We start from the raw sequence: 24,031 nt of genomic DNA on the forward strand, positions 1-24,031 counted from the left end.
ATTATGCTATTGTCAAAAACAAGAATGTGAAAATATTCTTTTTATAATTAAGAAACAAAAAAGAGATAATATAAAAACAATATCTCCATGTAATGAATAATCTCTATGTAATGAAAATATAACCATCAAGTTATACTTTTTTGAAGATTTTCTCCCTTATGCTTACAGGAGCAAATAACTCTCTAATTTCAACGGGCAAAGTTTCTGATTTTCCAATAATAAGATAACCGTCATCCGAAAGGGCATTATAGAAGTCGTTCAACATTTTTATTTTCTGGCTTTCATTAAAGTAAATCATTACATTTCTGCAGAATACGGCATCAAAATGTCTGGAAATCGGAGGTTCACTGGTAAGGTCATGCTTCTGAAACCTGATTGACAGTTTACGTATGTTTTTTACTTTAAAGTCTTCCCCTGAAGGCTCAAAATACTTCATAACAAGAGGAGGATCGAGGTTTTTTAATTGTTCCCTGCTGTAGATACCCTGAGAAGCGCCTTTAAGGCATTTTTCATCAATATCCGTCGCATAGATGGATACGGTCCAGTCTTCCGGCAAAACCTCCCTTGAGCTAATGCCGATTGAATAAGGCTCTTCGCCATAAGAGCAGGCTGCACTCCAGAACCTGACAATATTGCTTTTACACTGTATTTTTCTCTCCATTATATCAGGCAGGAGTTCTTCCCTGAAAAACATAAACGGGGTTTTGTCCCGCATAAACTCGGTAACGTTTACTGTAAGCATATTTATGACTTCTTTCATCTCGTGCTGATCCTTCTCAAGAAGCCCCCGGTATAACGCATAGTTGTTCATGCCTACAGCTTTCATTCTCAGGTCAATTCTTCTTTTGAGATAACTATCCCTGTATCCGGTTAGGACAATGCCAGACGACTTTGAAATCTTCCGCACAAGAAAATTAAAGTCATCATCAAGACTTACAACCACAGTACCTCCCCTTTAGCAGTATATTTGACAATCATGCTTCCGTCAGCAGGATTAAAAATAACGTTCCTGCCGACGTTTCCCCCGACATCTTTTGCGAGAATCGGGATATTTTTTTTTATCAGAGTCTCTTCAACGGATACTGCATTCCTATCGCCGATTTTAAGCACATCAAGGCTCATATGCTTGAAAACCTGGGCTCCTCCTGCAAATTTTGCGGTAATCCTGCTTTTTCTTGCTCCTATTTTGACCATATCTTCAAACATTTTTTCTATCGCAGTTTCGGCATACTTGGTCTCGCCTTTATCCGAGGCTCCCGGAAGCAGTACATGTGCTATTCCGCATATGCCTGTCGAAACATCAGAAAGAATAACTCCGATACATGAACCAAGGCCCATGACTTTTAAGAGGACATTCCTTCCGATTTTGTATTCACCTATACCGGCAGACAGTTCTCCGTCAAGGGGTTTAATGTTCGAGCCTGACCTGGTGCCCCTGAGATGATTCTTTGCGGCACCGATCAGGGAGCACGAGCGGCAGGAATCTTTAGATGAGCAGGTGTTTGAAAGTGAACAGAAGGATTTCACCAGTACGTCGTTGCTGGTCAGGAAAATCGCTTTCCCACTTTCATTGGACACGAATAAAATATTGCTGCTCATAGTTGTCCCAGTATGCTCATCATATCATCCAGCAGACAGGATTCCGGGAGCAGAGCCAGAAAAATCTCAATGTCCGCATCAGAGCTTAAAGAAGTCTCAAACAGGATTATATGGTTGCTGTTCCTGGCCATCTGTGAGACTACCGAATCGATGACTGCAGTCGGAACATCTTCTGCAAAGCTTGGAGGGGAAGGAAGTAATACGATGTTCATAAAATCAGCCGATGCATCACAGAAAGAGGAGGATAATATGTTCCCGACTTCCATAATCGTGGATGCATACATTTCCTCGTCCATTTCATCCATGCCAAACAAATCGCCTGCAATTTTTCTGGCAGATTTTTCCGGAAACATAATGTACAGATACCCGGACTTTTTTTGCTCGAGGTCCTGAAGTGCTATGATTACCCCAGCAACTACGTCACCTATGAACTCACTGGACAGGTTTCTTATTTCTCCTACCTTGACTTCTGGCACTGAAAAATAGACATCTTTATTAAGTAATTGAGAAAGGGATGTCGCAGCATGCCCGGTTCCAATACTCCCCAGTTCTTTAAGAACATCCATTTCCACTTCGCCAAGATTATCTAAATCAGTCATCAGTATCACCTTTTATAAGCATTGAAACATCTATAATCGGTATCACACGCCCGTCTCCCAGTATCGTGGCACCGATAAATCCTCTTGAACCTGATAAAACGTTTCCAAGCGGTTTGATTACGATTTCCTGCTGGTCAATGATCGAATCAACTATCAGACCAACTTCTTCATTTTCTTTTTCAACAATTATAGCAATCTGTTTGTCAAGTTTTTCACAGCTTATGTTAAAAATCTCTCTAAGCTCAATAATCGGTATTAACTTATCCCGGATATAGAGCAGAGGAGTTTCTTTTACGGTTTTATAGTCGCTGCTGTCAACGCTCAAAGCTTTCACGACGTTGGAAATAGGGATCGCGAACGTTTCGGGGCCGACATCCACTAAAAGGGATTTGATTATAGCAACCGTAGGAGGCAGATCAATTCTGACTCTGGTGAATTCCCCTTTCCTGGAATATACCCTGACCTTTCCTCCAAGCTTCTCGACAGCAGTTTTCACCGCATCCATGCCTACGCCCCTGCCTGAGATTTCCGTTGCGACGTCCTTTGTCGAAAAGCCAGGGGCAAAAATGAGCATCCTTATTTCTTCTTCACTGAGATCTTCTGCATCTGAAGAAGATAATAGTCCTTTCTCAATAGCTTTCCTTTTTATTACTTCAACATCTATACCTTTACCATTATCTTCGATTTCAATTATTACATTGTTCTTCTCTCTTCTGGCTGAGAGTTTTATGTGCCCGACTTCACTTTTTCCGGCTTTTTTCCGATCATCAGGAAGCTCTATTCCGTGATCAACGGAATTTCTCACTAGATGGACAAGAGGGTCACTTATCTCATCCAGAATTGTCCTGTCCAGCTCCGTATCCTGCCCTTCAACTTCAAATTCTATATTTTTGCCAAATTTCCTGCTCAGGTCTCTTACCATGCGCGGAAACTTGCTGAACACCCTCTCGATTTTTACCATCCTTATTCTCATTACCTCGTCCTGCAGGCTTGTGATCGATTTATCCAGGGTGCTGGTTGCCTCTCCAAGCTCAGGCAAGTTATATTGCTGAGATATCTGAAGTAAACGCCCTTTGTTTATAACAAGCTCACCAACAAGGTTCATTATGTTATCCAGATTGGAGGTTCTAACCCGGATGGTATCCTCTCTCTTTGATTCGGGAGGCGTATTTGAGGATGAAGCGGACTCAGAGACATAGTTTTTTGATTCCTGTTTTCTTGATTCCTGTTTCGGTTCTTCTGTCTCATGAGTTTCCGGTGTCTTTATCCCCTGAACAGAAATTTTCTCAGAATTCCCTTCCAGATGCTGGATTTCATCCACCTGTATCCCCTGAGCAGCTATGTTCTCATTGTTCTCTGCCTGAGGTTGAATTTTATTCAGCCTTACCTCAGGGTCAGGAACAATCTCGTCCGGAAGAACCTTCTCGGGAACCTTTTGTAGAGTTTGCTTCAGTATCTCGGTCTCTTCAGCCTGCAGATTTTGATCAATAGCTTTCTGGCTTATCTCAGAACTCTGTTCAGAGGCCTGAAGCTCCTGCGGTTCTGGCCCAACTTTTGGATAGTCTTCACATTTATTATTCTGAAGCACTCCGGCAGATACTCCTGCAGATTCGGTCCTTTTAAAACAGTTTATGGACCTGCATATTCTGCTTAAAATACAGCGCATTCTTGCTATCAAACCGTATATGCGGGAATGAAATGAATCTGTGCTTTTTGTGACTGAAACAGGCGATATCTCAGGAGATGCGTCCGTGGTTGGTGGGATATCCTGCTGGGATTCTTCGGGGATAGGACTGGTACAGTTAATCTCTTCATTAGAAACATTACTGAGAGGATTAATTTCAGAAATATTACTGATCGGGTTAAGCTCAGAAATATTGAAGTGTTCTATTTCCGAATTCCTGCCCATTACTTCTTCAACTTTGCCGCTGTCCCCCGAAAGGAACACTTTAAAGTGTCCGTCAAAGTCTTTATCCATTTTACTTTCATCAGGCTCTGTCTTAGCCAGCCGGCTGACATCTTTGAGAGATTCTATAATTAACGAAGCTCTCAAACCTTTCATGGCACAGTCTCTAACAAGGATGATGTCCAGAACAAGATTACAGTCATCCAGACTGCAGAATCCCCCATTTTCTGCATCTTCCTGGAGTTCGGAGCTTGAAGAAGCGTTTTCCTCTGACTGCTCCACAGCTGATGCTGCAGGAGGTGAGACATTATTTTCTGCAGATAGAGTGCATTGAGGCTCGTGCTCCTCACTCTTCTTTTTATCGTAGTTTTTAAAAGCTTCTACAAGATCGTTTATTTTTACATTATCATTGTCTGAATTTTCTATCTGCCTTATAATGTCCGTTATTCTGTCAACCGTTGATAGGAGAATATCTACCAGGTCGCCATCTATCTCTATATCCCCGTTTTTTATGCCGCAGAGGACTTCTTCCATAGTATGGCACAGATGTTCAAGAGATGTGTACCCGAGAAAACCTGCCATTCCTTTTATTGTATGTGTTATCCTGAAAATTTCATCAACTGCAGCGGTGTCCCCATTTTCAAGGTCTACAAAAGATTGATTGTAGATATCAAGACACTCGTATACTTCCTGAAGAAAATCGCTTTTATAGGCTGCCATATCATTTTCCATTGCATTTCGCCTCCGACATTCTCACTATTTCTTCAGGGATCTCAAAGATGGGTTTCACAGCATCAATAGCTCCAGCTTCTATCGCAGCTTTTGGCATTCCGAAAATAACGCAGGTATCTTCACTGCAAGCAATTGTGGAACCGCCTGCACCGCGTATCTTTTTAAACCCGGCAGCTCCATCAAATCCCATACCCGTAAGAATAGTGGCTACTATATTCTTTCCATATACCTCCAGCATGCTTTCAGCTGTCACATCAACTGCAGGCATTACGGCATGAACAGGCTGGCCTTTTACGAGTTTTATTCTGACCACGCCAAGAGCCTTCCTAAGGGCCATGTGGTAGCCGCCCGGAGCTATATAAACAACCCCTGCTGACACTTTTTCATTATTCCTGGCTTCTTTTATTTCCAGCTCGGATAGAAAATTCAATCTGTCCGCCAGTTGTTTGCAGAAATTACCCTCAGGCATATGCTGCACAACAAAGACCGGAGCAGGCAGATCTCCGGGAAGCCTTGGAATTACCTGTTCCAGTGCTGAAGGACCTCCGGTAGATGACCCTATGAGAACCCCAAAGTCGCCTGTACTTTTCCATTTTCCCCTTACAACCTCACCTTTAAATCTCTTCATATTGATTAATCTTAATATGTTTGGGTTTGAGTTGTGAATGTTTTTTATTTTTTCAACAAGCTCTTTCTCAATCTTATTCACATCACGGTGAGATTCGGATTTCGGAGCAAAATCTATTGCTCCAAGCTGCAAAGCCTCCAGTGCCTCTTTTGAGCCTTCAACAGTCAGGGTGCTGAACATGATTATGGGGACAGGGTCCGTACTCATAATGGTTTTAACAGCTGTCAGCCCGTCCATGACTGGCATGTTAACATCCATTATGATTATGTCAGGGTGTAATGCTTTTGACTTTTCTACAGCCTCTTTTCCATTACACGCGTCTCCTACTATCTTTATGTCCGGGCTGCTGGCAAGCATGCTTCTTATTGCCATCCGCATGAAGGCAGAGTCATCAACAATAAGAGTACGAATCATTCTATCCCCAGACTCATTCGCCGACTACTTTCTTTATCTCTTCAATGACCTTAGGAGCCTGGAATGGTTTTATGATATAGCCTCTTGCCCCCAGTTTTATGGCTGTTTTTACGATATTCTCCTGCCCGATGGCAGTGCACATAACAATTTTTGCATCTTTATCTATGGTAGTTTTTATCTGCTTCAATGCGTCAATCCCTGTCATTTCAGGCATAACGACATCCATTGTGACAACATCCGGCTTGAGTGTCCTGTACATCTCCACAGCCTGCTGTCCGTTCTCGGCCTCCCCTGCGATATCGAATCCTGCACCGAAAAGAATGTTTTTCAAAAGTTTTCTCATAAAAGCCGTATCATCTACAATCAATACTTTTGCCATATGTATCCCCCAAAATTATCTCTTGGATATTTTATCAACCATGCTTACCCCGCGAGGGGTTAATTCTATCTCTTTTCTAATTTTTACGACTTTAGCTAGTCCAGCATCGACAAGGCGATCATAGTAACTATTTAATTCGTCCGTTGATATCCCGATTATATTTTCAATTGATGCGAAATCCAGCCCCGAATATATCAGAGTAAGGATTTGTGTTTCGTTTTCGGACAGATTAATTGCCGGTTTATGCTTTTCGAAGAGCCGCTGAAGATAGCCTTCAAGCATTTCCAGCGTGCTTTCCGGGCAAAGCACCAGGCTAGTTACTACATTACTTTTTTCAACGTGAGAAAGGACGAGGACTTTCCTCTGTTTCCCACCCACGTTTCTGACATCAGCTTTGACAGACCCAAGATTCTCAATTGGAATTCTTTTCTGGTTTCTGGCGGACAAAAACCAGAAGCCTTCATCTGTTACACTGAAATATCCTTTTTCCCACTGGGCACCCGATGAAACAACACCCCCAACAGTTGCGGATGCCAGGAAAAAAACTGCAAACTTATCTGCTTTAAGATTGAATGCAATAAATTTGAAGACCTGCTGATGAAGATTTTTGGGGAGCTGAAGTATAATTTTTCCTTCTTTTTTGATCTGGATGCAATTAATACCCTCAAATTCAACGTCCTCCAGGTCTTCAATTTCCCCTAATGGGATGTTCCGTTTTCCAATAACCAGACTGCTGTCTGTAACCAAGAGTTCTGCATCCACCCATCCGCCATCATAAATTTTAATAGGAGCTCTGAGGTGGATTTTGTCGGTCATCCCCTTATCTCCTTCAGCTCTTCCTCGCTGAATAACTCTTTAAGGTCCATTAACGTGAGAAGTCCATCCTCGAGTTTCCCAACTCCTTTCAAGAACTTTGAATCATCTCTTAAAGCTAAGAATTTGGGTATTTCTTCGATATTTTGAGAAGACAGGTACTTGACTTCACTTACACTGTCGACCATCATCCCAATAGTAGCATTATTGTATTCGATAACAATAATTCGGGTGTTTTCATCGTTTTTCTTCGATTCTTTTCCCAATCTCTTTCTGAGATTGATGATTGTAGCTATCTGGCCTCTAAGGTTCAATACTCCCTCTACAAAACCAGGCACGTTTGGGATTCTGGTGATTTGAGTTGGCAGGATAATCTCTTTTACCTGAGAGATTTCTACGCCATATCGCTCGTCTCCAAGACTGAAAACAATCACCTGAATGGTGTTATCCACGTTTACGATCTGACTATGATAACTCATTTTATCACCTCAGGGGGCTGACAGAAGCTGCAAAATCCAATCATCAAGCCCCGTTAGCCCCCAAATCTAACAGATTAACATTGAGTATGTTTTTTATCTCTTCTTTCGGTCAAATCCCTCAGATCTTCCAGGAGAGGGCTGTTTGCTTTTTTCTTCCTCCGAAATGTTGAAGTTCTCCATAAGAGAATCAACTGTTTTCTGGGCGAGTTCGCTGACATTCTTTACCGAACTGCTTACCTGCTGCATTGCAGCAGTCTGCTCTTCTATTGCAGCGGATGTTTCTTCGCTGCTTGCAGCGTTTTCTTCGGCTGTTGATGCCGTTTCGCTGATGCTTTTCTCGATATTTTCGATCTTAGCAAGCCCTTCATCCGAAAGCCTGTCAAGTTCGGCAAGCATGGAATTTATGGTGGCAACTGCGGTAGCAATTTCGTGGCTCATGTTCAGAGCCTGTTTAATGTTCTTGCTTCCGGTCTTAGCCTGACCGTCAGCGATATTAATGGCTTCGGTCACTTTTTTTGTCTCTTTCTGGACGTTTGTGACGATTTCATTAATTTCATCAGTGCTCTTTCTTGAGTCAGCAGCAAGTTTTCGAACTTCGTCTGCAACAACGGCAAACCCTCTGCCGTATTCGCCTGCTCTTGCAGCTTCAATGGCTGCATTCAAAGCAAGGAGGTTGGTCTGGTCAGCAATTGATTTGATTTTCCCTGTAACGGACCCGATGTTATTGACAGCATCATCAAGGGAGTGCACAATATCTCCAAGTTTGGAAATTTCCGCAACGACCTGTTCGATGTCTTCCAGGGCCTGGTTACTTATGACCTGGGCTTCTTCACTCTTTTTGCCAGCCTGGGAAGCATAGTCAGAGGATTTGTTTGAAGAGTCGCTGAGCCTGCTAAAGATTTCCTGCGAAGCTTTTATGTCAGAAGCTGCTGTGCCTGCGTGCCTGGAAAGGTTTTCAGAACCGGTAGCAATCTGTTCTGCTGCCGTAGAAATCTGCTGCATGCCAGTATTCATCTGCCCGACAGCCTCTTCAGACTGCCTTGCTTCTTCCAGGGTAGTAAGCATGTCTTCAAGGATATGCTCAATAATAGATTTCAAATTGAGAACAAGCCTGTTGAATTCGTCGAAGGTCTTGCCGAAATCATCGTCTTTGATTTTGTCGAGATGAGCATCAAGGTTTCCTCCACTCAGTTTCCTGATTCCTTCCCCAAGGTTTTTCAGGCAGCTATTGGTATATTCCAGAAGATCCTCAATTTCTTTCTCCTTCTCCTTTATCTCGGTCATGTCAGTTATGATTGTGAGATTTCCAACAATTGACCCGACATTGTCTTTTACCGGGACAGAAGAGGTTACCGTATACAGTGGTTTATCCAGAGCCTTAAGTTTAAGTGCACGTTCAAGGTTGTAAACCCCCTCCCCAGTTTCCAGAACTGTTTCAGCAAGTGATTTTTTTCCATTGCTTTCCATTAAATCAGAGGGAGACAGACCTACTGCTTCTCCAGCACTTTTAAACTTACAAACTTTTACAAAATAGTCATTGATGAATTTTATTTTCCCGGAGGCATCTACATAAAGCGCAAGTGATGGTTTTGGTATGCTGCTAACAATCGCTCTCTGGGAATCTTCTCTCTGTTTCACATACGGAGTTGTGTCTAAAAATATTCCATCAATAAAAGCAATTTTTCCATTCTCATCATTTACAAGATGCCCCTGCTCCTGAATGAACACCATACTGCCGTCTGCTTTTTTTATTCGATATTCGACCTGATAAGGAATCCCATTTTTTTTAGCTTTCTGTATACTCTTGTCGATCAGTGAAACATCCTCAGGATACACAATATCAAACCAGGACAACTTATGGGAAAGAAAATCCGTCTTGGAATGACCGGTCAGCTCTAAGACATTTTCACTAATGTAGCGGATCGACCATGCGGAATCGTTCAATGTCCTGAAAATAGTTACAGGAAGGCCGTCCATCAATGAACTGATATCTGTTGTTTTTAAACTATCCACCTCAACCAAATTTTTTGATGAGTTTCTTTGCTTCGTTTTTTTAAAATCAGTCACTACTGAAGTCACGTATAATCAATCCCCTAATGATATATATAATAACTATGATTATAATTGTAGGAAGTATTTAAATGTATAGTTGAGGAAAAGACACTTTTGAAACAGCTATTATTTTAAATACAGAATAATAAATTTACTGCTGTAATGTTATGAAAAAGCGTCATGAAAGCTAACTTCCTTAATGACAGGAGCATGGAAATATCTGTATAGTAATAATTTTTAGAATTGGGCACTGTATAATAGAAAACAGAAACATAGAAAACGGAAACTGGATGCAATACCAGAACTGCAACAATAATCGAAGATTTCCTTTCTTTCTACCTGAGGGCTGTCAACTCTATTTATTATAGGGATTGAGTGCGATTACCTGACCACATTGACAATGCTGCTTTTTTACAGGGCTAACAGATGAAGGTCATTTTTCTATTAGCCCTTTACCGGAAAAGTTATGGAGTGAACTACCCCGCCCTGCCTGATGGCGAGGACGGAGCTTCCTTCGAGTGATTACGTCATTTGATGGTAAGATTCTAAGAATCTTTCCGACATCGGTAATCCTGTTTGTCGAAGATTATCAGAGAATTTCTGATAGCCTGTCCACAAGGCATTCTGCAATAGGAAATTTACCATGATATTGATTGCACTATTGCAATCTCTATCAATAAAATTGCCACAATCGCATTCCATATTTCGTTTCCAGAGTGGCATGTCATGGATTTTTCCACAAACATAACACGTTTTGGAAGTATAGCTTTCATCAATTTTTATTACTTTTTTACCTATAAGTTCAGCTTTATAGGCTAAAAATTCGATGAAGCGAGATAAATATCCTTGATTTTGGGTAGATCTATTCATAGCTCTTTTTCTTTTTCCTTTAAGTCTCTTGGATTGAGCCATGTTTTTTGTTTTCAGATCTCCCACAATAATAGTATTGGCCTTAGTATTGTTGACCATTTTCTTTGATAGTTTATGCTGGAAATCTCTAAGCTGATTAGATTTCTTTTTCTCCATTTTACGATAAATATTGTGTAGCCTTACCCATTTTTTGCTCTTTCTTTTACAGTGATCTCTCCTGGATTTTAGAGCATCCAGTTTTGGTTGCCAGTACTTATCAATTCTTGGAGTTTTAACTTCAAAGAATTTACCTTGAGTATTTACTGCTGTTACTATTTTTGTGATCCCGGCATCATTAGCCTGATATAAACCATTATCAATGTACTCATGTGCAGAGACTTCATAAGTAACAGAAATATAGAAATCTCCTTTAGCATGGAAAGGATCATCATTATAGATCTCGATTTGTTTTATATTTTCAAATTTCTTTCCGAGATCAAAAACAAGTTTGGTGTCATTTATTTTATGAGAGAAAGAAATGACACAACCAATCTGATAAAATCCACTTTGATTATACGGAATTGTCTGAAAATATTTCCTGCTTTTGAAATTTGGAGGTCTGGCTTTTAGATCTCCATTTTTTCTGAGTGCAAAAAAAGATCTATAATTTGCATCAAGTTTTTTTAGAACGCCCTGCAAAGTCTTTGAATAAACAGCTTTGTATTCAGGGTTTCTTTTCTTGAGATCCGGCAATTTGTTTTGTTGATCCACGTACTTGATGCTCTTTCTTTCAAGTTTCCATGCATCTTTTCTTTCGGCTAAAGCTAGATTATACAATGAACAACATTTATCTGAAAGTTCCCAAAGGACTTTCAATTGTTCTTCTGTTGGATAAATCTTAACTTTTGTCGTTAGATGCATAGCAGTATATAAACAAGAGGTCTGTGTATAAATAGGCTATCAGAATTTAAAAAAGTAAATTGTCAGGAAGTTGACGGCTTTCATCTCCCACCTGCCAGCCTGATGGCTGTCGAGGAAGGGGACTTCCCGCCTTAGAGTTAAAATTCAGCGTGCCTTAGAGTTACCTTTTTCTCTCAAAACTCCCCTGCGGTTTTGCAGAACAGTTTTCGATCCCTCTGCCACTGAAAAGTTCTCCATAAGAGAATCAACTGTTTTCTGGGCGAGTTCGCTGACATTCTTTACCGAACTGCTTACCTGCTGCATTGCAGCAGTCTGCTCTTCTATTGCAGCGGATGTTTCTTCGCTGCTTGCAGCGTTTTCTTCGGCTGTTGATGCCGTTTCGCTGATGCTTTTCTCGATATTTTCGATCTTAGCAAGCCCTTCATCCGAAAGCCTGTCAAGTTCGGCAAGCATGGAATTTATGGTAGCAACTGCGGTAGCAATTTCGTGGCTCATGTTCAGAGCCTGTTTAATGTTCTTGCTTCCGGTCTTAGCCTGACCGTCAGCGATACTAATGGCTTCGGTCACTTTTTTTGTCTCTTTCTGGACGTTTGTGACGATTTCATTAATTTCATCAGTGCTCTTTCTTGAGTCAGCAGCAAGTTTTCGAACTTCGTCTGCAACAACGGCAAACCCTCTGCCGTATTCGCCTGCTCTTGCAGCTTCAATGGCTGCATTCAAAGCAAGGAGGTTGGTCTGGTCAGCAATTGATTTGATTTTCCCTGTAACGGACCCGATATTATTGACAGCGTCATCAAGGGAGTGGACAATATCTCCAAGTTTGGAAATTTCCGCAACGACCTGTTCAATGTCTTCCAGGGCCTGGTTACTTATGACCTGGGCTTCTTCACTTTTTTTGCCAGCCTGGGAAGCATAGTCAGAGGATTTGTTTGAAGAGTCGCTGAGCCTGCTAAAGATTTCCTGCGAAGCTTTTATGTCAGAAGCTGCTGTGCCTGCGTGCCTGGAAAGGTTTTCAGAACCGGTAGCAATCTGTTCTGCTGCCGTAGAAATCTGCTGCATGCCAGTATTCATCTGCCCGACAGCCTCCTCAGACTGCCTGGCCTCTTCCAGGGTAGTAAGCATATCTTCAAGGATATTACCTATTACTGATTTCAAATTGAGAACAAGCCTGTTGAATTCGTCGAAGGTCTTGCCGAAATCATCGTCTTTGATTTTGTCGAGATGAGCTTCAAGGTTTCCTTCGCTTAGTTTTTTGATGCCCTCTCCGAGATTTTTAAGACAGGTGTTGGTATAATTTAAGAGGTCCTGGATTTCCTTTTCTTTCTCTTTAAAATTTGTCATATCAGTAAAGATTGTGAGGCTACCAACAATGGTACCACCCTCGTCTTTTACGGGCGTGGCAGAACATATTACATTGAGCGGCCTTGAACCCTTGAGTTTGACGACTCCTTCAAGGTTAGAGACACTTTCCCCGGTTTCCAGCACATGCTCAGCAATCGCTTTAGTTTTACCTGTAAGCACAACTGTACTGCTTTCCACTACCTGAGAAGGTGATAACCCGACAAACTCGTCCGGACTTTTAAGATTGCAGCATTCTGCAAAATAGTTATTTAGGAATTTTATCTTCCTATTTGAGTCTACATAATATGCAAGAGTCGGATCCGGAATGCTGCTAACAATAACCTTCTGGGAGTCATCTTTCTGCTTTATATATTCATTTATATCTAGGAATATACCGTCAAAATAAGCTACTTCTCCTTTATCGTCTTTTACCACACGAGCTTGCTCATGAATAAATGTGGTACTACCATCTGCTCTTTGAATTCTGTATTCAACCTGGTAAGGGGCTTTGGTTTTAACCGCTTTCTGTATAACATTATCGACTTTAGAGACATCCTCTGAGTAAATAATGTCAGCCCATGAGACCCTCCTGGAAAGAAAATCTTCCTTCGAATAACCGGTGAGCTGTTCTATGCTCTTGCTCGCATAAACCATACTGAAAGAAGAATCGTTAGCGACTCTGAAAACAGAAACAGGAAGGTTATCTATTAACCAGCTTATTTCTTTTGCTTCCTTATCCGCTGCTTCAGTAGATTTTTTTGGAGTGTTTTTTTGTTTTGGATGTTCCAAACCATAATCGACTGATACCATGGCCTAAAAACCTCATTAGAAAATTTATATTAACTGTAAATATATTTACATAAAGTATATAAAGTTATAGGAAACATCCAGAAAAATAGTCTCAGTCGGCAGACAGATCCGTGCCAAAGGGAAAGATCAGAGAGAGTTAGGTTTTTTAAACTCACGTTAAAAGGACACGGCCTGTATGATCTGCGGAAAATATCTGTAGTATATTAGTACAAAATTGATTTGATATAAGAGACAGCTGATAGCCAAGTGAAACTTAAGAATAAACTCCATGATCAATCCTACTTTATAAATTTTTTTATTCGAGGGTTTTTGGTTTTCCTTAAGTAAAAAAACTAGCTGTATTTCGGAACTTCAATACATAGCTGAATTAAGCATCGTTAAGGATTTCACAGGTTTCATGATAAGCTAGCAAATTTATATAAATGAAGTGAAAAAATGGATGTACCCCCAATTTTAATGTGAAACTTTATATACATCAAGGTAATCTGTTTCAGAAAAGTATTATTCAAACCTGGGGTTCTTATGACAAAAGTCCAAAAGGTATTACTGCTACTTAAAAACATGGTGTATGAAAGCACCAGCCCGCAGGAAACTCTCAAATTTGCTAAGTATTATAGAAGTAAAGGGCTCCAAGTACTGGTTATTCTGTGGGGACCTATGGGAGTGCTGCTAGCAAAGAAAGATAAAACGAGAGGGTCACCCAAGTACGACGACGCTGTCCAGGAATGCATAGACCTGGGGGTGGAGTTCCGGTGCTGTCAGCTTGCCTCAGATATGATTGGTCTTAAGAAAGAGGAGTTGATCCCGGGGATTGAATTTATTTGCTCAACTGATGTGGCTGAACTTTTTCTGACATACAGGGAAGAAAACCAGCTGATTATAAACTTCTAAATATGATAGCTTATTTCTGGTCAACTTTAAAGGATATTTAAACCCATTTAAAAATCTCTTTTAATATAATTATTTGAAAGTTATCAACCTCCAATTATTTTTTGAAAGATTTTCTGCAACACCTGACAAACTTTTGGGAGAATTCTAAGACATAGACTATAACATAGGATATAATATTCTGCAGCTCCTACAAAAATTCTATTTGAAGCTTTAAATATATTTAATCTGGAAGGTGCGTTTGCCAGGAACAATATGATAGGATAATGTTTTTTAAAGCTGCAGAATATAACCAGCTGCTACAAAAAAGATAAGAGTTGTTATACATTCCAATATTATCTTTCCAGACCTGCGTAAAATGGTCTAAAAACTGTTTCAGAGGAATGGATTATATGTTAATATGCAGATATTTAGGATAATGAGATCTTATCTTTATGTAAGGCGCCACGTTTAAAGAATAATAAATTTAAATTAGTATTCCTTACTGCAGCACCACAAGACTTTAATTTTTAGTAAAAAGTAAAAGGATCAGTTGGTGATTTCATGTTTTTAGAAAGTTATGAGCTTACTGAGGAAGAGAAACTTCTTCTGCAAAAGGTTCTCGACGGAGAAATAGCATTTCGTAAGATTGAAGAGTTTGCAGACCCATTGACAGCCGTAAAACTCCGGAGACTTGCCATTCAGGAATATGCAAAACTTGAATTCGAGCATATACAGAATTTCTCTTTAGATGTGGAGACCGTAACAAAGAGAAATATAGAAAACATGATAGGAGCAGTCCAGGTTCCTTTAGGGGTCGCCGGGCTTTTGAAAGTGAACGGGGAATATGCTAATTCCGAATACTATGTTCCTCTGGCTACGACGGAAGGAGCTCTCGTTGCCAGTGTAAACCGCGGCTGCTCGGTGATCACAAAATCAGGCGGGGCAAATGTAAGAGTCTTTGAAGACGAGATGACCAGAGCCCCGGTTTTTAAGCTTGAGAGCCTTGATAGAGCCAGAAAGTTTTATGATTGGGTGAAGAGCCCTCAGACTTTCGAGCAGATGAAAGAGGTCGCCGAAAAGACGACCAGGTTTGGAAAGCTGCTCTCTGTAAAGCCCTTTGTGACCGGAACATATGTCTATCTCAGGTTTTCCTATGATACGAAAGACGCAATGGGAATGAACATGGTGACAATAGCCACGGATGCGGTAATGCATCTTATAGAGGATGAGTTTGGCGCACATCCGGTAACCCTTTCGGGAAATATGTGCACTGACAAAAAACCTGCCTCCATAAGTACTATCCTTGGCAGGGGAAAAACTGTGGTTGCCGAAATAACCATTCCGCAAGAGATAGTTAAAGAAACCCTCAAATGCACGCCGGAATCAATGTTTGAAGTAAATTACAGTAAAAACCTTCTCGGTTCGGCAAGGGCAGGAGCCATGGGATTCAATGCTCATGCTGCAAATATTATCGCTGCTATTTACCTCGCCTGCGGGCAGGATGCAGCTCATGTAGTGGAAGGCAGCACCGCAATTACAAGTATGGAGCTAACAAAATACGAAGAGATTCACTGTTCTGTTACACTTCCGGCTCTTCCTGTAGGCACGGTAGGGGGAGGTACAGGGCTTGGAACGCAGAGAGATTGCCTGAACATCCTTGGAGTGTCAGGAGCAGGAGATACTCCTGGTATAAACTCACGAAAGTTTGCAGAAATTGTAGCTGCAGCAGTGCTTGCAGGAGAGATATCACTTATAGGAGCACAGGCTGCGGGGCACCTGGCACGCGCTCACGCACAGCTCGGCCGCGGAAAGTTCTGAAACCGGCAACAAAAGTACAGGAAAATAAAAGTACAGGAGACTCTACCCGCCACAGCCAGCGGACAAAAATACGCCTGGCCCAGGATAAATAATAAGAATACCCTTCCCTGTGAAGACTGAGGGGAGGAGTATTTAACTTCTTTTTAGATTCACTCTTTTTTGGCGGCTCGAATTAACTATTAAGTGCCGGGTTATTTCTCATTTATGCCACCGCTCTAAATTTTTAGATATAGTTCTCATTTATCAGGATCAGTTATATTCTCAGCTATATTCTCAGCTATATTCTCAGTTATATTCTCAGCTATATTCTCAGCTATATTCTCAGTTATTCGGATCGCTTTTTAAAACCCAGACCGGTCTAATGGTTCAGGATTAACTTGGCATATTAACAGTTCATTGCTAAAAATAACTTGAGCTTTATATTTTGACTAATATTTATTTTTGATTCAAAGTCGAAACGCTTATCACAATGTGGCCTTCTAAACAATAATGGAGGCAGGAATGAGTAACCCGATTGATGTTCTGGCCTGTGCAGTAACTTCACTGGTTTGCTTTTTCATACTATATTCCGTACTTCAGCTGGATATACTTATACTGGGGATTGTCCTGGTATCTTGTATTCTATTTGGGAAGGTACTTTACTTATTTTGAAAGTTTTCATAGAGCCGATTCCTTAAGTTTCCTATTCAGTTTCCGATTTTACTTATCCTGCTGATCTTTATACTCACATGTGAACTTATTTATGTGAACTTATTTCTGGTAATTCACCGTAATTTTTATCTCCCAATTTTACCCGGTTTCCGTATCAAACCCTGAAGCAAGATTATTTAAGGCTTAGTATTAATGTTAGCTAAAAGGGATAAAGCTTGAAAGAGACAGGGGAGAACAGAAAAAAAGAAATATGGGCAGGAGAGACTTCTGTTTTGCCTAGCTGTTTCGGAGAGGTTGTGAACTCTGGTTTTTACATTAGAATTAATGCCTGTAAACTTTAAAATCATACCAGAAAAATCAGAGGCTGTTGAAAAAATACAGAGAATGTAGAAAAATGAGCGGGAATTGCCTGAAAACTTGAAAATAAGAATCGGGGGTTTAGCTTCTGGACTATACACTCAGGGTAGGAGGAGAAGCCGGGCAGGGGTTGCAAACAATAGGAGGAGCCCTTGCAAAAATCTTCTCCAGAAAAGGATATTACGTGTTTACGCACCAGGACTATATGTCCAGGATACGCGGCGGACATAATTTTTACCAGGTCCGCTTTTCTGACCGGAAAGTAATGGCTTCAAAAGAAGCTGTTGATATTCTTCTAGCTCTTGACCTGAATACAATAGAGATTCATAAAAACAGCGTAAAAGAAGACGGCTTCATTCTATATGATTCCGAGAGCATGAAAAAGAAATTTGAAGGCACTGAATTTATAGATATTCCTTTCAGAAAAATAGCGCTTGATGTCGGAAAAAACAGCGTCATGGCAAATACCGTAGCAACAGGGGCAGTGCTTGGGCTGCTTGACCTGAAGCTTGATATTCTTAATGAAATCCTGAGAATGACTTTCAAAGGGAAAGGGGAAGAAATAATTGAGAAAAACATAGCCTGCGCAGAGGCAGGGTATAATTACGCCCATGAAAACTGTTCCCGCTGCGAAGCTTTCGGAATTTCCGAGCCGCAGGACAGGAAACTTCTGCTAATAGACGGGGTTCAGGCAATAGGGATGGGGGCCCTTATGTCAGGCTGCATGTTTTATTCGGCGTACCCTATGTCCCCTTCAACAGGGATTCTGAACTATCTGGCTTCGAGAGCAGAAGAATACGGGATAGTAATTGAGCAGGCCGAAGATGAAATATCAGCGATCAATATGACAATAGGTGCCTCTTTTGCGGGCGTAAGAGCTATGACAGGCACGTCAGGAGGAGGTTTTTCCCTCATGGCAGAAGGCCTTTCCCTTGCAGGGATTACCGAGACGCCTCTTGTGCTGGCAGAAATGCAGCGCCCAGGACCGGCTACAGGTTTGCCCACTCGCACCGAGCAGGGAGATCTTCTTTTTGTCCTTCATGCAGGCCATGGGGAATTTCCCAGGGTGATCTTTGAGCCGGGAACTCCGGAAGAGGCTTTTTACCTGACAAACAAAGCATTCGAGCTTGCAGAGAAATACCAGATTCCTGTTTTTATTCTATCTGACCAGTACCTGGGTGAGTCCGAATGGACTTTTGAAAACTTTGATCTCGGCCGCCTGGTATACAACGATTACCGGGTCAGGGAAAAAGACCTGGAAAGGACAGGAGAGTATAAACGCTATAAATACACTGATACAGGGATTTCTCCTCTTGCAGTTCCCGGAGAAGCAGGCGAACATCTTGTTGTTGCTGATAGCGATGAACATGACGAAGAGGGGCACATTATAGAGGACTCAGAAACACGCATAAAAATGGTCCAGAAAAGGCTGCTGAAAAAGCTGCCTCAAATAAAGAAAGAAATCGAAGCTCCACTGCTGTATGGAGACTCCTCTCCGGAAATAGTGCTTGTAGGGCACGGCTCTACTTTTGGAGTAATAAAAGAAATAGTGGATATATATTCAAAAGACAAAAAAATCGCAATGCTTCACTTCAGTCAGATCTATCCGTTCCCCGAGCTGGAAAAGTTCGATTATATAGATCTTCTTAAAAACGCAAATCTTGTGATTTCTGTGGAAAATAATGCTGGAGGGCAGTTTTCAATGCTTATGCGGGCCGAAACAGGTTTTGAATTTACCCACCGAATTTTAAAATACGATGGAAGACCGTTTACAATTGAGAACCTGAAGGAGGAAGTAGATGCCTGCCTCTGAAGAATATGAAGGCCAGGTCCCTGCCTGGTGCCCTGGATGCGGAAACTTTCAGATTCTCTCAACCATCAAACAGGCGCTTTCAGAACTTGGAATCGAGCCCTGGGAAGTCATGATGGTTTCGGGAATAGGGCAGGCAGGAAAACTGCCCCATTATATAAAGTGCCATACCTTCAACGGGCTGCATGGAAGAACCCTTCCGGTTGCTACGGCTGCAAAGCTTGCAAACCATGCCATGCACGTTATTGCAGTTGCCGGGGACGGAGATTGCTATGCCGAAGGGGGAAACCATTTCCTTCATGCCATCCGAAGGAACCCGAATATCAGCCTTTTCGTGCACAATAACCAGATATACGGGCTGACCAAAGGACAGGCTTCTCCTACATCAGCCAAAGGGACGCATACACCTGCTCAGCCTTTTGGGTACCTTGCACATCCTTTTAATCCGCTTTCTCTGGCAATCTCTCAGGACTGCAGCTTCGTAGCAAGGGGATTTGCAGGAGACCAGGAGCATTTAAAGGAGCTTATAAAAGCCGCAATAACACACAGGGGCTTTTCCCTGCTTGACATTCTACAGCCCTGTGTCACGTTTAATAAAGTGAATACCTTCAAATGGTACAGGGAAAGAGTTTACAAGCTCGGGGACAATTATGACCCTTACAACCAGGTAAAGGCCTTCGAAAAAGCTCTTGAATGGGGAGATAAAATTCCCAATGGCGTATTTTATAAGAGCGATAAGGAAACCCTGGAAGAAATGGTGCCTACGCTCCATGAAATGCCTCTTATAAGGAAAAAGTTTTCAATAGAAGCCTTAAAACATGAAATTGAAAAGTTTTATTGAAAGCTTTACTTACTTACTATTTTTTTTAGAATCTATTCTTAAACCGTCCAGAGTTATAGTTTTCGAGATTCCGGCTCGAATGTACTTGATTTAACTAAATAACTTTTAAAAATTAAAAAAGCACTAATATAATAACTTTGTAATTTTTTGGTAAAAGTTAATAAATTATGAGAGAATAGTATCTTCTGAAGAATTATAGGTATGTATATAGGAGGTCAGTTGACCGGGCACCATAGTATCAGCTCCTGAGCAGATATCTCCTATAGTAAATTGTAATAAAAATTAAAGTATCAGGCGCTGGGGAATGGAACCTTTTGACTTTTCTATATACTTTCATTCAAACCTGAATAATGGAGTGAAAACAGAATGAAAGGGATTTTTAGCATCTTTAGAAAAGACGATAAAGCCTTTACAGGACTGGAATCCGCAATCGTGCTGACCGCCTTTGTGGTGGTGGCAGCAGTTTTCTCTTATGTAGTTCTCGGGGCTGGCTTTACAACATCCGATACAGCCAAGAAGACTATTGATGAAGGTGTCAAACAGACCACTTCTTCAGTTGAAATCGCTGGAGACGTGATTGCAAAAGAAGGCATTGTAGATGGAACCGTAGGCACTATTCTTATTACTCTCCAGCTTACAGCAGGGCAGTCTCCTGTAGAGATAGGAAAAGAAGGACTTGCTGACGGCACCGAAAAGCTGGTAGTTTCTTACGCTGATAGTTGGAAGTACATGGAAAGCACGAAGTGGAGCAAGACGTTTGTAGGAGAAAACGATAAAGACGATATTTTAGAACAGCATGAGAAGGTGACACTAACTATCGAAGTTCCTGAAGGCTCACTGCTTTCAAATGCTACTACCGCACCAAATAGCGAATTCAGGCTTGAGATAAAACCGAAAATAGGCCCAATTGTTCCGGTGACGAAAGAAATTCCTACACAGATTGATCCAGTTATGGTCCTGACATAATCCCGAATTTAAGGGGATGCTTCCCCTTTTGCAGGTATAGAAATGGAAATCTTATTTTCTTTTTCAGGTGGTCAGTATGGAACTGGAGAAAAGAGTTGAAGAGATAGAAACCGAACTTAAAGTCATGAAAGGAGAGATCAAAGAATTACTGGTAGATATAAGAGACCTCGTGAATAAAAATGAGAATCCTTTCTGCAGTTTTCCCTGCCCTGAAGCATTAAAGAGCCCGGTACCTGTTAAAGACAAAATTACAGATAACCAGCCAGTTGTAACCCTAAATGAAAAGGTGGAACACAAGCCTTCTTCAGGGGTTTCGGAGCCAGGAGATCAAATTATAAAAAATGATAGGAATTCTTTGAAACCATGTGTGCATAACCGGGAAACTTGCATGCAGAATGCTCAGAGGCAAGAAATATACGGAACCGAGCCCTGGGATTTCCGGAAGATTGACATATTCATGATTGTTGAGCTTATGCGCTGGGTGGATTACGCCGTGAGAACAGTAGGTCACAATAACCTCAGCGGTCTGCTGAACCTTTATGCTCTTACCGGACAGCTTCCCGAAGAGACGGAGAAAATTATTGAAAACATTGCAAAACTCTCAATTGAAAACCCTGCCGAAGAAGAAAATGTCAATATGAAAGATAACATTACGGTACTTTCACAGTTGAGTGCGATCCTTAATCCGGAAGGCTTTAAGAATATCCAGCCGCTTTACGAAACAGCCCCAGGAAGGAAGTATAGAAGAAAAGAGAAAAAGACAGGAAACGTCTCAATTGAATTTGAAGCACAGAAGGAGTTGAAAAGCTGAAATCAATTGCTGCCATCAAATCTGATATTAAACGATATATTTGAGACAGATCAATATCGTCTTCTTAATAAAAATCGTATATTGGGAAATAATTATCTTTATCAGCATCACTTAAAGTTATTTCATTTATATAGTTTAATCATATGTTACCAGTTTGATACAGTTTAATCGGAAATCATCATGAAATTACCACTAAAGCCATTATCAAATACTGCTAAACTCATCATTAAATTATCATTAAATTATCATTAAATTACCATTAAATTATCATTAAAATCATTATGGAATTATCACTAAAGCCATTATTAAATCATTGCCAAAGTCTTTCATTACTAAAGTCATCACCAATTTCTCCGGTCTGAAGAGCGGAAAAAGTAAAGCGGGGAGTCGAAAGATGAGTGGGGAGTCGATAAGCTCTGCAATTCTAACAATAGCATCCGTTATCTGTGCATTTGGGTTTGTTTCAGCTGTGTATCCCTCGGTCATCTCTGCCGGACATCCGATAATGAGCCGTACAGACTCTATGGGAGACCAGATCATGACGGATATAGAAATTTTGCATGAAGCAACAGGAGCCGAAGGCACTGAGATTCATGTATGGGTAAAGAACGTGGGATGCAAGGAAATATCTTCAAGCGCAATTCCCAGGTCTGACCTCTTTTTTGGAAAAGCCGGGAACTTTGAGCGAATTCCTTATGATGAAAAAGAAACTCTGGTACCGGGCTGGAGCTACAGGATTGAACAGGATGAAGACAATGACTGGGATAAAGGAGAGACTCTGAGTATAAAAATCAGACCTGCGGATTTGCCTGAACCCGGAAAAAAATACTTCATCAAATTCAGCACATACAACGGGGTTTCTGAAGAGGCCTATTTCACGGTGTCATGATGGGGTTCGGGTCAATAATTGCAGCGATTATTTCAGTTGCAACCATCCTTCTTGCCTGCTACGTTTGCTCTGAAGGAGGGTTCTACATGGCAAACGGACTGTCGGACTCAGTCATTGAGATGCAGGAAAACAAAAATGAAATTCTAAAAACCGGAATAGAGGTAAGAAGCGTCTCCACAGACGGAGTGGATCTTCTGGTATCCCTGCAAAATACAGGCTCGACAAAAATTGGGGACTTCACTTACATGGACATAATAGTTACTTATCAAAATGAATCAGGTATAAACAAGACTATCTGGATTCCTTATCAGGAAGATGAGACCCATTCCGAAAACAGATGGAAAGAAACTGATATTATGCCGGACCTGATAAACCCTGGAATCTTTGACCCCGGAGAAGAGATGAAACTTCAGGTCCGGATGGATGAATCAGACCCATTGGGAAATTCAAGCATAAACTGGATTCAGGTAGTTTTACCGAATGGGGTAAAGGCTTCACGATATTTTAAAAGATAATCTTTCAATTGCGTAAGGAAACTTTCATGGAAACCAGGTTAATACAGGTTATTCCGGGAAAACTGCTGAAAGAAAAGTAAGGGACTATAAGGAAAGAGGGGTGAGAGAAATGGAGGTAAACAGGGGGAGGGACGAGAGAAATGAAAGTAAATAAAGGTGAGGGTATACCGTTAGAAAAAGAACTTTTTTATGAAGAAGAGTCCAGTGGCCTTAAAAAGGAAGAAAAAGAGGTGATGGAGTTCATATCTTCCGGAAACCTGGAAATAGACAGGAGACTGGAAGGGGGCATTCCTGCAGGTTCACTAAGCCTCCTCGAAGGTGGAAACGATAGTGGGAAGTCAGTTTTTATGCAGCAGATAATATGGGGAGCTCTTAACCAGGATAAGACCGTACTTGTTTTAACAACTGAAAAAACCTCTATAGAAGTCCTGAACCACATGGAGAGCTTAAATCAGGGGATTTCGGATTATTTCATAATAGGAAGGTCAAAGATATTCGAAATTAATGCAGGTTATGTTGAAAAAAACCCGCACTTGAGTGAGAGCCTGCTGCAGCTACTCCTTGAATGCGTACAGGGATGTAAGGAGGAACTGATCCTTATTGATTCCCTGACAATCTTTGCAGTTAACTCTTCTGAGAGTGCTGTGTTAAATTTCTTTACCGAGTGTGCAAAATTATGCGATAGGGGGAAAACTATTCTCATAAGCGTTCACGGATATGCATTTCCGCAGGTAGTATTCTACAGGCTGAGATCAGTTTGCAGCACCTGTCTTGAGCTCAGGATAGAGCAGGTTGGGGACCAGTGGATAAAAACTATGGAAATTCAGAAACTGAGGGGTGCCATGAAAACTACGGGAAATCTGCTTAGTTTTGATGTGGACAGTGAATACGGGCTGAGAATAATTCCTGTTTCAAAAGTTAAGGTCTAAAAAGATGAAAAAGTATCCGGAGAAACAACTCCCGGAGAAAAACCCGAATGAG

General features: G+C 41.2%; 20 protein-coding genes. 9 read left to right on the forward strand and 11 right to left on the reverse strand.

The window, feature by feature from the left end; genetic code table 11:
• Nucleotides 1-130 precede the first annotated feature (130 nt).
• The 11 genes from RSJ42_RS10710 to RSJ42_RS10760 form a co-directional block, all read right to left on the reverse strand.
• Nucleotides 131-943 (reverse strand): CheR family methyltransferase, encoded by an 813-nt coding sequence (locus RSJ42_RS10710; protein WP_410507283.1) that lies wholly within the window; start codon nt 941-943, stop codon nt 131-133.
• Nucleotides 934-1,599: a chemotaxis protein CheD gene (locus RSJ42_RS10715; protein WP_410507284.1), complete on the reverse strand. Its 666-nt coding sequence runs from the start codon at nt 1,597-1,599 to the stop codon at nt 934-936. Before RSJ42_RS10715 ends, RSJ42_RS10710 begins: the two co-directional genes overlap by 10 nt.
• On the reverse strand, nt 1,596-2,198 hold the full coding sequence (locus RSJ42_RS10720; protein ID WP_410507285.1) for a chemotaxis protein CheC: 603 nt from the start codon (nt 2,196-2,198) through the stop codon (nt 1,596-1,598). Before RSJ42_RS10720 ends, RSJ42_RS10715 begins: the two co-directional genes overlap by 4 nt.
• Nucleotides 2,191-4,836 carry a chemotaxis protein CheW gene (locus RSJ42_RS10725; protein WP_410507286.1) on the reverse strand — a complete coding sequence of 882 codons (2,646 nt, stop codon included), beginning with the start codon at nt 4,834-4,836 and terminating at the stop codon, nt 2,191-2,193. The genes RSJ42_RS10720 and RSJ42_RS10725 overlap by 8 nt, the downstream gene beginning before the upstream one ends.
• On the reverse strand, nt 4,826-5,878 hold the full coding sequence (locus RSJ42_RS10730) for a protein-glutamate methylesterase/protein-glutamine glutaminase (protein WP_410507287.1): 1,053 nt from the start codon (nt 5,876-5,878) through the stop codon (nt 4,826-4,828). The genes RSJ42_RS10725 and RSJ42_RS10730 overlap by 11 nt, the downstream gene beginning before the upstream one ends.
• Before the next feature lie 13 nt (nt 5,879-5,891).
• The gene (locus tag RSJ42_RS10735; RefSeq protein WP_324443493.1) at nt 5,892-6,257 is read right to left on the reverse strand and encodes a response regulator; all 366 of its coding nucleotides are present in this window, start codon (nt 6,255-6,257) and stop codon (nt 5,892-5,894) included.
• Nucleotides 6,258-6,272: 15 nt separating this feature from the next.
• Nucleotides 6,273-7,073 (reverse strand): CheF family chemotaxis protein, encoded by an 801-nt coding sequence (locus tag RSJ42_RS10740; RefSeq protein ID WP_410507288.1) that lies wholly within the window; start codon nt 7,071-7,073, stop codon nt 6,273-6,275.
• Complete coding sequence (locus RSJ42_RS10745) at nt 7,070-7,549, reverse strand: chemotaxis protein CheW (RefSeq protein WP_410507289.1); 480 nt, start codon at nt 7,547-7,549, stop codon at nt 7,070-7,072. The genes RSJ42_RS10740 and RSJ42_RS10745 overlap by 4 nt, the downstream gene beginning before the upstream one ends.
• Nucleotides 7,550-7,642: 93 nt before the next feature.
• Nucleotides 7,643-9,562: a methyl-accepting chemotaxis protein gene (locus RSJ42_RS10750; protein ID WP_410507290.1), complete on the reverse strand. Its 1,920-nt coding sequence runs from the start codon at nt 9,560-9,562 to the stop codon at nt 7,643-7,645.
• 561 nt (nt 9,563-10,123) lie between these two features.
• Nucleotides 10,124-11,371 (reverse strand): RNA-guided endonuclease InsQ/TnpB family protein, encoded by a 1,248-nt coding sequence (locus tag RSJ42_RS10755; RefSeq protein WP_410507212.1) that lies wholly within the window; start codon nt 11,369-11,371, stop codon nt 10,124-10,126.
• Nucleotides 11,372-11,515: 144 nt separating this feature from the next.
• Nucleotides 11,516-13,522 carry a methyl-accepting chemotaxis protein gene (locus tag RSJ42_RS10760; RefSeq protein ID WP_410507291.1) on the reverse strand — a complete coding sequence of 669 codons (2,007 nt, stop codon included), beginning with the start codon at nt 13,520-13,522 and terminating at the stop codon, nt 11,516-11,518.
• A gap of 522 nt (nt 13,523-14,044) precedes the next feature.
• Between RSJ42_RS10760 and RSJ42_RS10765 the strand changes: the two genes are divergently transcribed.
• The 9 genes from RSJ42_RS10765 (at nt 14,045) to RSJ42_RS10805 (ending at nt 23,979) form a co-directional block, all read left to right on the forward strand.
• Entirely contained in the window at nt 14,045-14,413 is a 369-nt protein-coding gene (locus RSJ42_RS10765; RefSeq protein WP_410507292.1) for a DsrE family protein, read from the forward strand.
• Nucleotides 14,414-14,953: 540 nt separating this feature from the next.
• Nucleotides 14,954-16,210, forward strand: a complete 1,257-nt coding sequence (hmgA, locus tag RSJ42_RS10770; protein ID WP_410507293.1) for a hydroxymethylglutaryl-CoA reductase (NADPH) — start codon at nt 14,954-14,956, stop codon at nt 16,208-16,210.
• Nucleotides 16,211-17,348: 1,138 nt separating this feature from the next.
• Entirely contained in the window at nt 17,349-19,031 is a 1,683-nt protein-coding gene (locus RSJ42_RS10775; protein ID WP_410507294.1) for a 2-oxoacid:acceptor oxidoreductase subunit alpha, read from the forward strand.
• Nucleotides 19,018-19,869 (forward strand): 2-oxoacid:ferredoxin oxidoreductase subunit beta, encoded by an 852-nt coding sequence (locus tag RSJ42_RS10780; RefSeq protein WP_410507295.1) that lies wholly within the window; start codon nt 19,018-19,020, stop codon nt 19,867-19,869. The genes RSJ42_RS10775 and RSJ42_RS10780 overlap by 14 nt, the downstream gene beginning before the upstream one ends.
• A gap of 366 nt (nt 19,870-20,235) precedes the next feature.
• The gene (locus tag RSJ42_RS10785) at nt 20,236-20,835 is read left to right on the forward strand and encodes an archaellin/type IV pilin N-terminal domain-containing protein (RefSeq protein WP_410507296.1); all 600 of its coding nucleotides are present in this window, start codon (nt 20,236-20,238) and stop codon (nt 20,833-20,835) included.
• Nucleotides 20,836-20,911: 76 nt separating this feature from the next.
• Entirely contained in the window at nt 20,912-21,646 is a 735-nt protein-coding gene (locus RSJ42_RS10790; protein WP_410507297.1) for a hypothetical protein, read from the forward strand.
• A 394-nt stretch (nt 21,647-22,040) separates the two neighbouring features.
• Nucleotides 22,041-22,535, forward strand: coding sequence for a hypothetical protein (locus RSJ42_RS10795; RefSeq protein ID WP_410507298.1), 495 nt, complete (start codon nt 22,041-22,043; stop codon nt 22,533-22,535).
• Nucleotides 22,532-23,050, forward strand: a complete 519-nt coding sequence (locus RSJ42_RS10800; RefSeq protein ID WP_410507299.1) for a hypothetical protein — start codon at nt 22,532-22,534, stop codon at nt 23,048-23,050. Before RSJ42_RS10795 ends, RSJ42_RS10800 begins: the two co-directional genes overlap by 4 nt.
• Before the next feature lie 140 nt (nt 23,051-23,190).
• A complete protein-coding gene (locus RSJ42_RS10805) occupies nt 23,191-23,979 on the forward strand; it encodes an ATPase domain-containing protein (protein WP_410507300.1) in 789 nt (262 codons plus the stop codon).
• The last annotated feature ends 52 nt before the right edge of the window (nt 23,980-24,031 follow it).

The sequence above is a fragment of the Methanosarcina hadiensis genome (assembly GCF_046529725.1).
Classification (GTDB): Archaea; Halobacteriota; Methanosarcinia; order Methanosarcinales; family Methanosarcinaceae; genus Methanosarcina; species Methanosarcina hadiensis.